Below are 12,487 nucleotides of genomic sequence, written 5' to 3' on the forward strand. Positions count from 1 at the left end.
CATTTATTCTGCATTTGTCCGCACATAAGCAGCAATCACATCTGCTGTATACTGGGCAGTGCCTAGACCGAATTTGTCAATGTTTTCCTTAAACTCTGGGTTATAGACGTAGCCTTTACCGATATGACCGAAGACTTCAATAGAGCAGTCAAAGCCGTAAGTACGAATAGCTTGCAAGAGCTGGGCTGCCTGCTCTTGATTTTCTGCTGCCTCAACTGGCAAGCCTTGCTGCATATTCTCTGCCAGACTTTGAAAAACTTGATTGAAGGCTGCGGCAGATTCTTCTTCCCGTCCATTTTGACGAGCCAGTGCCTCCGACATGACTTCTTGACCGTATTCTTCTACAGCTTCTTGGTGGTATTTTTGATTGTCTTCGTAGGTAAAGCCTGCGAATTTTTCTTTCATTGTCATCTTTCTTTCTCCTTTTTCTTCTTGGATGGTTTTTTGCAAGGTGGAAATCAAGGTATCCAAGCGGTCTCTTTCCTGCTGCAAATACTCCAACTGCCTCAGCAGATGCGGCAATAAGTCCTGATCATCCTGGCTCAGCAGCTCTGCTATTTTCTCCAAAGAAAAGCCCAGATACTTATAGTAAAGGATGACCTGTAACCGCTCCAAATCAGCTTGGCTGTATGTCCGATAGCCATTTTCTGATTTTGCGGGCACCAAAAGCCCAATTTTGTCGTAATGGTACAGGGTTTTGGCAGAGACACCCGAAAGCTGCGCAGCTTCTTTGATATGATACATGATAGACCTCCTTGCCCTTATAGTATAAGCCCTGACCAAAGGTCAGAGTCAAGCTTTTTTTATAAAAATTTTAAAACTACTTTAGATTTTCCCAAGCGACTAGAATTTATTTACGAAAACCATGGTGATAAAGCTTAGTTTTTCTTGATTTTTTGGGAACATTTTCATAACTTAGGCGTAGTTTCAATTTTTGAGTGCATTGAAGCAGATTTTCAGAGTGCCGCCTAGGGCATCATCCACCCCATCGAAAGCTTTTCCCCTATTGTAGCAGAATTTCTGATATTTCCAGATAACTTCTACAAAAACAAAGACACCTCCTCCAAGAAGGTGCATTGATTAAAAAATGAGACGTGAGAGTGCTGCCAATACAACGCCAAAAATAACAGTTGCAATCAGATTTTTGTATCTAAAGGATACATAGGTTGTCGGAAAAACAACTAACAAATCCAGCCATCTGAAACTAGGAAAGTGTCCTGGCTGAGCATTGGTAATGCTAGATAAGATCAAAGCAAAAATAATGGATACAGGCAAGTATTTAAGGAAACGCTCCACCATGGGCGGAAGCCCCTTGTATTTAACCAAAATAAAAGGCAAGACTCGCGGAATCCAAGTGACGACGGCCGAAAAAAGAATAGCCAGCAAAATATACTTACTTATCATCCAAGATCACCCCCACCGTACAACCCAACAAAGTAGCAAAGAGCACCGCCAATGAATTTTGAACCACCATGGTCAAAAGCAGATAGGTGATACCCACCACGCTCAAAACCAGAAAAAGCTTGTTCATCTTAATCCGACGCAACATAATGGCAAACTGAGAAGAGAAAATACCAACAAACATAGCCACCAAGGCAAAATCCAAGCCGAATCGTTCAGGATTGGGCAGGAGCCCGCCTAAGGCTGCCCCTAAAATAGTTCCCAAGGCCCAAAAAGTATAACTCATGAAATTATTGCCCATCATCCAGTAAGCAGAAATTTCCCCTGTATGTACCTGCTCTCCCATCAGGACACCGTAGGACTCATCCGTCAAGAAAGAACCAATAATCATATTCTGCGCCAGACTAGATTTACGAAAAAAAGCTGATGCATGCAGACAAAGCAAGAGATGGCGGATATTAATGAGAAAGACCGTTAGAGCAATGGCCAAAACCGGCGCCTGCTGGGCAAATAGACCAATCATAGCAAACTGGGCACTGCCTGCATAAATCAGAATGCTCATTAGAGCCATCTCAAACGGATTCATATAAGGCGCTGCCATGATACCGCAGGCCAGACCGATTCCAATATAGCCCAAAGCCGTTGGCACCGCTGCCTGAACCCCTTGTTTAAAAGTCTGTCCTCTCATAAATCCTTCTCTTCTTCCATCGTTTCAAAGGCCAGACTTGGCTTAGCATTCAGGTCTAGACTGGCAAAATTTCCCTTGTTCCACTCACTGACACTGGCATAGGCAATCATACCAGCATTGTCACCGCAAAGGCGCAGAGGCGGAATGTTCACCTTAACATCCTGAATCTCAGCTGCCAAGTGTTCCCTTAGACCTTGATTAGCCGCAACACCGCCCGCCACGACCAGAGTCTTGACTGGATATTTTTCCAGCGCTTTCTTAGTCTTAGCCATGAGAATATCCATGACCGCTGCCTGAAAGCTTGCTGACAGGTCTTGGTTAGACAAGGCTTCTCCCTTTTGCTGGGCATTGTGGTGCAGATTGATAAAAGCCGACTTGAGACCGGAAAAAGAAAATTCCAGATTGTCTTCCTTAATCATGGCCCGCGGAAAATCGTAGATATCCTGTCCTTGATGAGCCAGCTGGTCAATCTCTCGGCCTGCTGGATAGGTCAGCCCCATAACGCGACCGACCTTATCATAGGCTTCACCGACCGCATCATCGCGGGTCTCCCCAACAATCTTATAATCACCAGCCTGACTGACATAGACCAGCTCAGTATGGCCGCCACTGACCAAAAGAGCCAGCAAGGGAAATTCCAAGGGCTCCACGCTCTGGGCTGCCATCAGGTGCCCAGCCATATGATTGACTGGAATCAAGGGAATCCCATGAGCCCAGGCAAAGGACTTGGCTGCCGCCAAACCGACCAAAAGAGCCCCAACCAAGCCAGGGCCATAGGTAACGGCCACTGCTGTGACCTGCTCCTCGCTAATCCCTGCTTCTGCCAAGGCCTCCTCAATGCAAACCGTAATGACCTCCACATGGTGACGGCTGGCCACTTCCGGTACCACTCCGCCAAAACGCTTGTGGCTCTCAATCTGGCTGGCAATGACATTGCTCAAAAGCTCAGTCTCATTCTTCAGAACCGCCACACTGGTCTCGTCACAAGACGTCTCAAAAGCTAAAATATATCTATCTTTCATGGTTCTCTCTTTTCATAACAATCGCATCTTCCACCGGCGCATGATAGTAGGCCTTCCGCCGCGCGATTTCTTCAAATTTTTCTTTTTTGTAAAATAGCAGAGCTGGCCTGTTCGACTCCCTCACTTCGAGAAAAATTTCTTTATCTGCTGGCAAAAAGTCAAACAAGCCTGTTGCGATTTTCTGCCCCTGATAACTAGGCAATACAGCAATCTGCAGGATTTCTGCTTCAAAGTCTGTCTCCTGCCAGACTAAAAAACCGACAAGCTGACTTTCATCTTCTGCTAGCGCACAGCTATTCACATTCGAGAGCAGGACCTCTTCCACTTGACCCACAGTCCAAGGACTGCCTTCATAGACCGCAAGTAAGAGCAGTTCCAGCTCTTTTGCCAAAACTGCCATATCCACATCCGAGCTGTCGCTCCATTTTCTCATCTCAATCATAGGCGCTGAATGTAAGAATCGCTGGATTCCTGATGGGTCTTGAGCCAATTTTCCTCGGCTTCTACCCGCTTGAGATAATTAGGGACAAAGTCATGAATAGACTGGGCTGGCAGTTCTAAACCGAGACGACCAATAGCTGCCGCATCTGGCAAGGTCGGCTGAATAGCAGCCTGAGGAAGAGCAGCTTTGATCTGCTCCACAAAAGCTGCCGTTTCTCCGACAAAAGTGACTGGCTGGTTAGCAGCGCCAGCTATTTCCAAAACCTCTGTCAAAGGCAAATGAGCTTCCGGTCGCACAGCCTGACCAGACTGGTAAAAACCAGCATAGACATTATTGCGGCGGGCATCCATGATGGGAATGACCAAGCCCTCCACCTGCCCTGGAACCAGAGCCAACAGACTAGATACTCCAACTAGCTCAATCTTGAGGGTATGCGCCAGAGTCTTGGCTATCGCCACCGCAATTCTCAGACCTGTGTAGCTGCCCGGCCCCTGCGCCACCGCGATCCGATCCAAATCGGTCGGTTTCAAATCCAGACTATTCATCAGAAAATCAATAGCCGGCATAAGGGTAATGCTATGATTTTTCTTGATATTGAGCGTCACCTGCCCCAAGAGTTCCGTATCCTCTAAAACAGCCAGCGACAAAGCCCTATTTGATGTATCAAATGCTAAAATTTTCATACTAAGTTATTCCTTACTCGAATGTCTGCCTACTATTATACTACAAAAAGCCTAATCGCGGATAGAGAAACCTTTCAAAGATTTATTTAGCTAAGAGCGACTTCTCCTAAAATGAAATTGTCCTCGCAATGCAAAACGCTTCTCCCTCTGTTTTCTCAATTCTGCCTTTTACTAATACGTTATTTTATGTTATAATTGGTTAGAATTATAACGAATCAAGGTCAATCTACTACCCAGAAAATTGAATAAAACAAAGCAGCTGACCAGCTGTCGTTTTCTGTAGCTTGATCATGAAAATGGAAGGAAATATAATGATTTACAAAGTTTTTTATCAGGAAACAAAAGATCGTAGCCCACGCCGTGAAAAGACACGTGCCCTTTATTTAGATGTCGAAGCAGCTAATGAATTGGAAGGCCGCATCAAAGCCCGCAAATTGGTCGAAGAAAAGACTCCATACAATATCGAATTTATCGAGCTCTTGTCTGACAAACATTTGGAGTACGAAAAAGAGTCAGGCGCCTTCGAATTGACGGAGTTATAACCTATGGCATATAACTTAAAGAAAGAAGAAGTTGGTGTTTTCGCCATCGGTGGTCTAGGCGAAATCGGTAAAAACACCTACGGGATTGAATACCAAAATGAAATTATCATCGTGGATGCCGGTATCAAGTTCCCAGAAGACGACCTGCTAGGAATTGACTATGTCATTCCCGACTACTCTTATATCGTAGACAATATTGACCGTGTAAAAGCTGTCCTCATCACCCACGGGCATGAGGACCATATCGGCGGTATCCCTTTCCTGCTCAAGCAAGCCAATGTTCCTATCTATGCTGGCCCTTTGGCGCTGGCCCTCATTCGGGGCAAGCTAGAAGAGCATGGACTTTTACGTGATGCCAAGCTCTATGAAATCAATCAAAACACAGAACTGCAGTTCAAGCATCTGAAAGCTACTTTCTTCCGGACAACCCACTCTATTCCAGAACCCTTGGGAATTGTCATCCATACGCCGCAGGGTAAGATTGTCTGTACAGGTGACTTCAAGTTTGACTTTACACCAGTCGGTGAGCCGGCAGACTTGCACCGCATGGCTGCTCTGGGCGAAGAAGGCGTGCTCTGCCTCCTATCTGACTCGACCAATGCTGAAGTTCCGACCTTTACCAATTCCGAAAAAGTGGTCGGACAGTCTATTATGAAGATTATTGAAGGCATCCACGGACGGATTATTTTCGCCTCTTTTGCTTCAAACATCTTCCGGCTCCAGCAGGCAGCAGATGCAGCTGTCAAGACTGGACGTAAGATTGCAGTCTTTGGCCGCTCCATGGAAAAGGCCATTGTAAACGGGATTGAGCTGGGCTATATCAAGGTTCCCAAAGATACCTTTATCGAGCCAAATGAACTCAAGGATTATCCAGCTGGCGAAGTGCTGATTATGTGTACAGGAAGTCAGGGTGAGCCCATGGCGGCACTGTCTCGGATTGCCAATGGCACCCACCGCCAGGTTCAGCTGCAGCCTGGAGATACAGTCATCTTCTCATCCAGTCCTATCCCTGGTAATACGACCAGCGTGAACAAGCTGATTAATATCATTTCCGAAGCTGGTGTAGAAGTCATTCACGGCAAGATTAACAATATCCACACCTCTGGACACGGTGGCCAGCAAGAGCAGAAACTCATGCTCCGCTTGATCAAACCTAAATATTTCATGCCAGTCCATGGTGAATACCGTATGCAGAAAGTCCATGCAGGCCTAGCCGTTGATACTGGAGTACCAAAAGACAATATCTTCATCATGAGTAATGGTGATGTACTGGCTCTGACAGCTGACTCAGCCCGTATTGCCGGCAGCTTCAACGCTCAGGATATCTATGTCGATGGGAACCGCATTGGTGAAATCGGAGCTGCAGTCCTGCGCGACCGGAAAGACCTGTCAGAGGACGGCGTTGTCCTGGCTGTTGCGACGGTTGACTTTGAGTCCAAGATGATTTTAGCCGGTCCAGATATTCTCAGCCGTGGCTTTATATACATGCGCGAATCAGGTGACCTCATTCGCCAAAGCCAGCGCATCCTCTTCAATGCCATTCGCATTGCCCTCAAGAATAAAGATGCCAGCGTCCAATCTGTCAGCGGCGCTATCGTCAACGCCTTGCGTCCTTTCCTCTACGAAAGTACCGAGCGCGAACCTATTATTATTCCGATGGTGCTTACACCAGACGAAGATAACTAAAAACAAGCTTTGCTAGATCAGCAAAGCTTATTTTTCTGCCTTATTTTTTGTTCGCGAAGCATGCTTGATAATCCAAGCGCAACTCAGACTAAGTTTTTCCTCTTGCCAAGTCCCAATCACCCTCTCGAATTTTTCAGGATCTTCTTTATATAAATCATTCAGGTTATTAGCGACGCTTTTTTGGATTGATTTATCCCTATCATCCTTTAGATTTGTCAAAATAGCGGTAAATTCATCAAAATAATCTAAAACCACAGTCTGCTTCTTAGCCCAGGGCAGACGAATCCGCATACACTCGCTGGCTAATCTGCGGACGCGCATATTCTCATCTCGGCTCCACTCTAGCAGTAAATCCATCGTAGCTCTAGGATAATTAGCCAGCAAGGGCCGCATGGAAAATTCTCCAGTAAATCGCTTGGTTAATTCCTTGCTGAAGGCTGCACTCAGCTCAAATTCTTGACTTCCGTAAAGTTCTACGTATTTGCCAATCGGCCACAACCAGTACCCTTCTGAGAACATACCCAAGCCGCCCTCTAACTCCGGACCAAGTATCTGCTCAAAAACCTTCAGAGAATCCGCATAAGAAAACGGCAAGCATGCTTTGATACTCTTTGCCAGCAGCTCTTGACGCTGAGTAAATTCCAAAGCCTCTAAGTCGCTTTCAACTAGAGACATAAAATGCTGAGCGTCAAATTTATCTGTGACTTCTTGCAAGCAACGGCTCAAATCCTCCGCATAAACCAAATCATAATAATCTTTAACCTTTTTCGCCATAATTTCTAAATCCCCTTAACAGACTTCTCACTGCTCCTCTGACTTCTGCTTCTTCCTCTTTCTCAGCCAGAAAAAGAGACAACTCGTTCAAGGCGCCTGAAATCATATGAGCTGCCATATCCAAATCAATAGAGATAAGTCTTCCTTCTTTAGATAAAATGTCTAATTGTTCTCTCAAATGAAAGAAAGAGTTAGCCTCGTCCTGACGACGCCACTCTTTCCACTCAACGACATTGGGACCATCAAGCAGGAGAATACGTTTATTTTCTGTCAAGGTCGCAAAACGAACAAAAGCAACACAGCCTTCTACCAACTGCTCCCAAGAATCGTGTGCTTCCATGGCGCTTTTTTCTACATAAGACCCCAGTTCGGACTGAATTTGTGCCAGTACGGCGGTAAATAAAGTTTTCTTATTCCCGAAATGATGATAAAGTGCGCCTCTTGTCATTCCCAATTCATCTACAATTTCTTCCAAGGAAGTTTCTGCATAACCCTTTAAAGAAAAATGTTTCCGGGCGATAGCTAATATTTTCTTGCTTGTCTCTAGAGAAGCCTGCTGTTTTTTATTCATCTTCACTCTCCAAATAATTTTCCGCAAACTCAGCGCTAGGCGGAATGACTTGAATGACATCAACCAAAACAGAACCCGGCGCTTCCACAATGAAATGGCGCTGACCAAAATCTTCACTTTTAATAGGAAGAAGGATCTCCATTTCTTCTTGCTGACGCAATTCTTCATAAAAACAATCCACATTGTCAACTTCGATATTGATGATTAGCCCACTCGCCTTAGACTGGTAGGCTTGTGGCACTGTCCCATGCTTACTATCAATAAAAGCAAGCTCAAAACCACTCTCAATATTCTTTAAACTAATATACCAATCTGAACGGAAGGTTTCCTGAAATTGGAAATGCTCAATGAAAAATTGTGCTGCTTGATGGACATCTTCGCTCATTAAAACGGGATATAAACTGGTAATCATTTGTTCTCCTTTTCTTAAGTTTAATTTTAACATACATACTGAATGTATGTAAATAAATATTGAAAAACAGAAGCCAAATTGGCTTCCATCTATTTGAGACTGGCTTCGTTTAATCGCTTGATAAAATGATACTTGACAACACCCTTCTTCGGTACATCTTCTAGACTGGCGTAGATTTCATAGCCTTGCTTGATGTAAAAATCCCTAGCCTGATAAGATTTAGTGGACAAGGTAATGCTAGTTACTCCAGCTTCTACAGCCTTTTCTTCTAATTCTGCCAGCAGACTGGCTCCCAAACCTTTTTTCTGATGTTCTTTATCCACCACCAAAGCCTTGATATGAATATTTTCCAACACCTGTTGGGCATGGAGCAAGGCAATTAACTGGCCATCTTCCTCCCGCCTTAAATAATAATCCTGAGGCTCAAGTTTTTCAAGCATAGCTGGTCCAAAAGAAGCCTCATATTGCTCATAGAAAACCCGCTTGATAAAATCATGAAAATCTGTCATCGTTCTCCCCCTCTACGAAAAAGCAGGGGATATTCAAATCCTCCTGCCCTAAGATTAGTATAAATCTAAATAGTTATCGACTTCCCACTGGGAAACAAAGGTTGCATAGCTAGCCCATTCAATCCGTTTAGCTTCAACAAAGCTGGTATAAATATGATTGCCCAAGGCTGCTTTGACAACCTCATCCTCTGTTAAAGCCTTAACAGCATTATGAAGAGTAGACGGAAGATCAGTAATGCCTGCCTCTTTACGCTCCTCTGGAGTCATGATATAGATATTTTCTTCAATCGGTGCAGGTGCTTCAATCTTATTTTCAATACCGTGCAGACCTACTTCTAGCAGAACAGCCATAGCGATATAAGGATTGGCCATCGGATCCACCGAGCGTAATTCCAAGCGAGTTCCCAAGCCACGTGATGCTGGCACCCGAACTAAAGGCGAGCGATTGCGACCAGCCCAAGCGATATACACAGGCGCTTCATAACCTGGAACCAAACGCTTATAAGAGTTAACTGTCGGGTTCATGATAGCTGTATAGTTGTAAGCATGCTTAATCAAGCCACCCAGGAAATGGTAGGCTGTCTCCGACAACTGCATACCTTTTGGATCCTCTGGGTCAAAGAAAGCATTGTTGCCATCTTGATCAAAAAGGGACATATTACAGTGCATACCAGAACCGGCGATACCAAATTTCGGCTTAGCCATAAATGTCGCGTAAAGCCCGTGCTTGCGGGCAATGGTCTTAACAACCAGTTTGAAAATCTGAATCTTGTCACAAGCCCGTAGAACTTCATCATATTTAAAGTCAATCTCGTGCTGGCCGACTGCCACTTCGTGGTGGCTAGCTTCTACCTCAAAGCCCATCTTGGTCAAAACATTTACGATTTCCCGACGAGTATTGTCAGCCAAGTCTGTCGGTGCCAAATCAAAGTAACCGCCTTTGTCATTCACTTCCAGCGTTGGATCGCCATTTTCATCCAATTTAAACAGGAAGAATTCTGGCTCAGGACCCAAATTAAAAGATTTAAATCCTAGTGCTTCCATATGCTTTAGCGCACGTCTTAAGTTACTGCGCGGATCTCCTTGGAAGGGCTTGAGTTCTGTTGTATAAACATCACAGATTAAACCTGCCACGCTGCCATTTTCATCTCCCCAAGGAAAGACTGTCCAAGTATCTAAGTCTGGATAAAGATACATATCTGACTCATTAATACGAACAAAACCCTCAATTGAAGAGCCATCAAACATTGCTTTGTTGGACAAAACTTTATTAAGCTGTTCGTCGGTTGCAGGAATTTCAACATTTTTCATTGTTCCCAAAATATCTGAAAACATCAAACGAATAAATGTTACATTTTTTTCTTTAACTTCACGACGAATATCAGCTGCAGTGATTGACATGAGATTTCTCCTTGTAAATAAAAAACAAAATAATTTATGGTCGACGCATGTGACCAAAGGTTGGAAGCGAAGCGCCAAAGCGCCCTTGCTGAAGAATATCATTATGGAGAGCCCGACGAACATCATCTTCGCTAATGGTTTTATTCAACTTAGCTTCTCGTTCAGCATATTTCTTCTTGATAGCAGCGATATTACAACCTTCTGAAATATAATCTTTAATTTCCAAAAGCCGATCCATATCATTAAGGGAATACATGCGACGATTCCCTTCATTCCGAATCGGAGTAATCAAATTTTGATCCTCATAATAACGAATCTGACGAGCTGTTAAATCCGTCAGTTTCATAACACTACCGATAGGAAAGACTGCCATATTTCGGCGAAACTCTTTTTCCTTCATCATTTTCTCCTCTATGCACTATTATATCCCAAATATTTTTTATGTCAAGAACTAATGTAAGATTTTCTTACACGGATTTTATTTTTTTTCGTTGAACCAGATCCGAATACGGTCAATATCCGTATTCACAATTATCGCAACAAATACTCCCATAAACGTTTCAAAGATTCTGGCAAATACATATAAAATTGTCTCACCCGCAGGGATTGATAAGGTGATAATGAGCATAGCAGAAACCCCGCCAATTACTCCGGCCTTATTATTCATTGCGACATTGGTCATAATGGTCAGCATGGTACAAATAGGGACAATCAGTAAGGTCACCAAAAATTGATTGTGAAAGAAACTATTGATTAAGAAAAAAATCAACGCATAAAAACCACCGATACTATTTCCCAAAATACGAGACGTGCCAAAATGAACACTTTTATCAAAATCTTCCCGCAAGCTAAAAACAGCTGTCAAGGCCCCAATCTGAAGCCCCTTCCAACCAAACAAACCAAAAATTAACAAAATAATGAACACTGCGATTCCTGTTTTGAAGGTTCGCATACCAATTCGAAACTGTGATTTATCCAGTTTATATTTGTTAAAGTAACCCATCCGATTTCCTTTTTAAAAGTCTGCTACCCTTATTTTAACATATTTTAGCCTAAAAAAACTCTTTCTGCTTGGAAGTTTCTCTCATAACAAAAAGCCAGTTCGACAGTCTGGCAGACTGTTGAACTGATGGCTGAAAAAATCAAAATTTTTGTCAAAAGAGCTTTTTGAATCTAAAAGACGAACAAAAAACAATTAGTTAGCACGTCAAGAGCTCTCTGTTATAACAAAAGGAGGCTGAGACAAAAAATGTCTCAGCCTTGTTTTCACAATCTTTAGTTTGGATAAATGTAGGTGACGCCGCCCATAAATTCATTGGGGTTAAAGTAACCACGATAGTTGTCAATCTGCTTTTGGCGATTATAGTTAGCTTCCAAGACTTGAACAGAGCCGTCACTTTGAACATCTGTCACATAAGCAACATGTCCGTATTCACCACTATCCCAAACTGCAATAGCACCTGCTACTGGAACATTTCCTGTTGCGTAGCCTTGGGCACTAGCATTGAAAGCCCAAGTGTTGGCATTCCCCCACCAGTTGCTCGCCCAAGGAGCCATTTCTTTCACTCCCCAAGTACACTGGCCAATTGGATAGGAATTACCATAATCAGTCGGAGTATTCAAGACAACATCTTCTACATCAGATACCAAATCAGCATTGCTTGTCGCTTCATAAACCGAACTGCTGTAAGGATTGTAAGCCTGAACCTGAGTGGTACCGCTCACTTCTAGCACATCCCCTGGGTTAATCCTATCAAAAATTGATTTTCCATTATTGGCAGCAAGGTCATAAGGATTCATCCCAGTAGCGCTGGCGATGGCAAAAAAAGAGTCCCCCTGTTGAACAACATAAGAATCTGCACTAACAGCTTGAGTCCCAATTGTCGCCAAAAAAGCTGTGGAAGTCAAACCAAGAGTTGCTTTCGCAAATACTTTTTTCATAACTATGTTTCTCCGCATAAATTGATAATAGAAAAATTATATCTTATTTACATGTCAGGTATTTTAGGCTTATATTTTAGTCATGTTACAAATAATTGCTACTTTTACTACAGCGTTTTTTAGGAGGATTTTTAGTTAAAAACCGAAGATAACAAGAACTGAACAAAGCACAATGGTCAATCAATCTACTCCCCATACTACAAAAAATCCTATTGGAGTATCTCTAAGTACTGCGTTAAGCTTTTTTATAAAACAATCATTTTACAAAAAAACTGTCCTGAGCCGATGCGGATAATTCCAATATTTCAGCAAACTATCAGAAGTTGAGGATACAGAAAGTAAACCTTTTATCTGATAGGATGTCCTAAATTGCAACTAGAGCAAACAAGGCACTAGAAAAGAGTTGGTTTCCCAA

General features: G+C 43.3%; 16 protein-coding genes. 2 read left to right on the top strand and 14 right to left on the bottom strand.

What is annotated here, in order from left to right; all coding sequences use genetic code 11:
• Positions 1-3: 3 nt before the first annotated feature.
• The 6 genes from STRDD04_RS07455 to tsaB form a co-directional block, all read right to left on the bottom strand.
• Positions 4-744, bottom strand: coding sequence for a MerR family transcriptional regulator (locus STRDD04_RS07455; RefSeq protein ID WP_062201089.1), 741 nt, complete (start codon positions 742-744; stop codon positions 4-6).
• Positions 745-1,080: 336 nt separating this feature from the next.
• Positions 1,081-1,404 (bottom strand): AzlD domain-containing protein, encoded by a 324-nt coding sequence (locus tag STRDD04_RS07460; RefSeq protein ID WP_062201092.1) that lies wholly within the window; start codon positions 1,402-1,404, stop codon positions 1,081-1,083.
• Positions 1,394-2,089: an AzlC family ABC transporter permease gene (locus tag STRDD04_RS07465; RefSeq protein WP_062201094.1), complete on the bottom strand. Its 696-nt coding sequence runs from the start codon at positions 2,087-2,089 to the stop codon at positions 1,394-1,396. Before STRDD04_RS07465 ends, STRDD04_RS07460 begins: the two co-directional genes overlap by 11 nt.
• Positions 2,086-3,111, bottom strand: coding sequence for a tRNA (adenosine(37)-N6)-threonylcarbamoyltransferase complex transferase subunit TsaD (tsaD, locus tag STRDD04_RS07470; RefSeq protein WP_062201097.1), 1,026 nt, complete (start codon positions 3,109-3,111; stop codon positions 2,086-2,088). The genes STRDD04_RS07465 and tsaD overlap by 4 nt, the downstream gene beginning before the upstream one ends.
• Positions 3,101-3,553, bottom strand: a complete 453-nt coding sequence (rimI, locus tag STRDD04_RS07475) for a ribosomal protein S18-alanine N-acetyltransferase (RefSeq protein ID WP_062201100.1) — start codon at positions 3,551-3,553, stop codon at positions 3,101-3,103. The genes tsaD and rimI overlap by 11 nt, the downstream gene beginning before the upstream one ends.
• A complete protein-coding gene (gene tsaB, locus STRDD04_RS07480) occupies positions 3,550-4,236 on the bottom strand; it encodes a tRNA (adenosine(37)-N6)-threonylcarbamoyltransferase complex dimerization subunit type 1 TsaB (RefSeq protein ID WP_062201104.1) in 687 nt (228 codons plus the stop codon). Before tsaB ends, rimI begins: the two co-directional genes overlap by 4 nt.
• Before the next feature lie 311 nt (positions 4,237-4,547).
• Between tsaB and STRDD04_RS07485 the strand changes: the two genes are divergently transcribed.
• The gene (locus STRDD04_RS07485) at positions 4,548-4,778 is read left to right on the top strand and encodes a DNA-dependent RNA polymerase subunit epsilon (protein WP_062201107.1); all 231 of its coding nucleotides are present in this window, start codon (positions 4,548-4,550) and stop codon (positions 4,776-4,778) included.
• Positions 4,779-4,781: 3 nt separating this feature from the next.
• Positions 4,782-6,464, top strand: a complete 1,683-nt coding sequence (rnjA, locus tag STRDD04_RS07490; RefSeq protein WP_062201112.1) for a ribonuclease J1 — start codon at positions 4,782-4,784, stop codon at positions 6,462-6,464.
• Between the two features lie 27 nt (positions 6,465-6,491).
• Here rnjA and STRDD04_RS07495 read toward each other — a convergent pair whose 3' ends face one another.
• From STRDD04_RS07495 to STRDD04_RS07530, 8 genes are all read right to left on the bottom strand, one after another.
• Positions 6,492-7,238, bottom strand: a complete 747-nt coding sequence (locus tag STRDD04_RS07495) for a DNA alkylation repair protein (protein ID WP_062201114.1) — start codon at positions 7,236-7,238, stop codon at positions 6,492-6,494.
• Positions 7,222-7,809 (bottom strand): TetR/AcrR family transcriptional regulator, encoded by a 588-nt coding sequence (locus tag STRDD04_RS07500; protein WP_062201116.1) that lies wholly within the window; start codon positions 7,807-7,809, stop codon positions 7,222-7,224. Before STRDD04_RS07500 ends, STRDD04_RS07495 begins: the two co-directional genes overlap by 17 nt.
• Positions 7,802-8,221: a VOC family protein gene (locus STRDD04_RS07505; RefSeq protein ID WP_062201119.1), complete on the bottom strand. Its 420-nt coding sequence runs from the start codon at positions 8,219-8,221 to the stop codon at positions 7,802-7,804. The genes STRDD04_RS07500 and STRDD04_RS07505 overlap by 8 nt, the downstream gene beginning before the upstream one ends.
• Before the next feature lie 89 nt (positions 8,222-8,310).
• Positions 8,311-8,730: a GNAT family N-acetyltransferase gene (locus STRDD04_RS07510; protein WP_062201122.1), complete on the bottom strand. Its 420-nt coding sequence runs from the start codon at positions 8,728-8,730 to the stop codon at positions 8,311-8,313.
• 54 nt (positions 8,731-8,784) lie between these two features.
• The gene (glnA, locus tag STRDD04_RS07515; RefSeq protein WP_062201124.1) at positions 8,785-10,131 is read right to left on the bottom strand and encodes a type I glutamate--ammonia ligase; all 1,347 of its coding nucleotides are present in this window, start codon (positions 10,129-10,131) and stop codon (positions 8,785-8,787) included.
• Between the two features lie 34 nt (positions 10,132-10,165).
• Positions 10,166-10,531, bottom strand: a complete 366-nt coding sequence (locus STRDD04_RS07520) for a MerR family transcriptional regulator (protein WP_037614803.1) — start codon at positions 10,529-10,531, stop codon at positions 10,166-10,168.
• Positions 10,532-10,609: 78 nt separating this feature from the next.
• Positions 10,610-11,134 (bottom strand): FUSC family protein, encoded by a 525-nt coding sequence (locus tag STRDD04_RS07525; protein WP_037614804.1) that lies wholly within the window; start codon positions 11,132-11,134, stop codon positions 10,610-10,612.
• A 272-nt stretch (positions 11,135-11,406) separates the two neighbouring features.
• Positions 11,407-12,072, bottom strand: a complete 666-nt coding sequence (locus tag STRDD04_RS07530; protein WP_062201127.1) for a COG3942 and LysM peptidoglycan-binding domain-containing protein — start codon at positions 12,070-12,072, stop codon at positions 11,407-11,409.
• Between the last annotated feature and the right edge of the window lie 415 nt (positions 12,073-12,487).

Source organism: Streptococcus sp. DD04, from assembly GCF_001578725.1.
Lineage (GTDB): Bacteria > Bacillota > Bacilli > Lactobacillales > Streptococcaceae > Streptococcus > Streptococcus sinensis.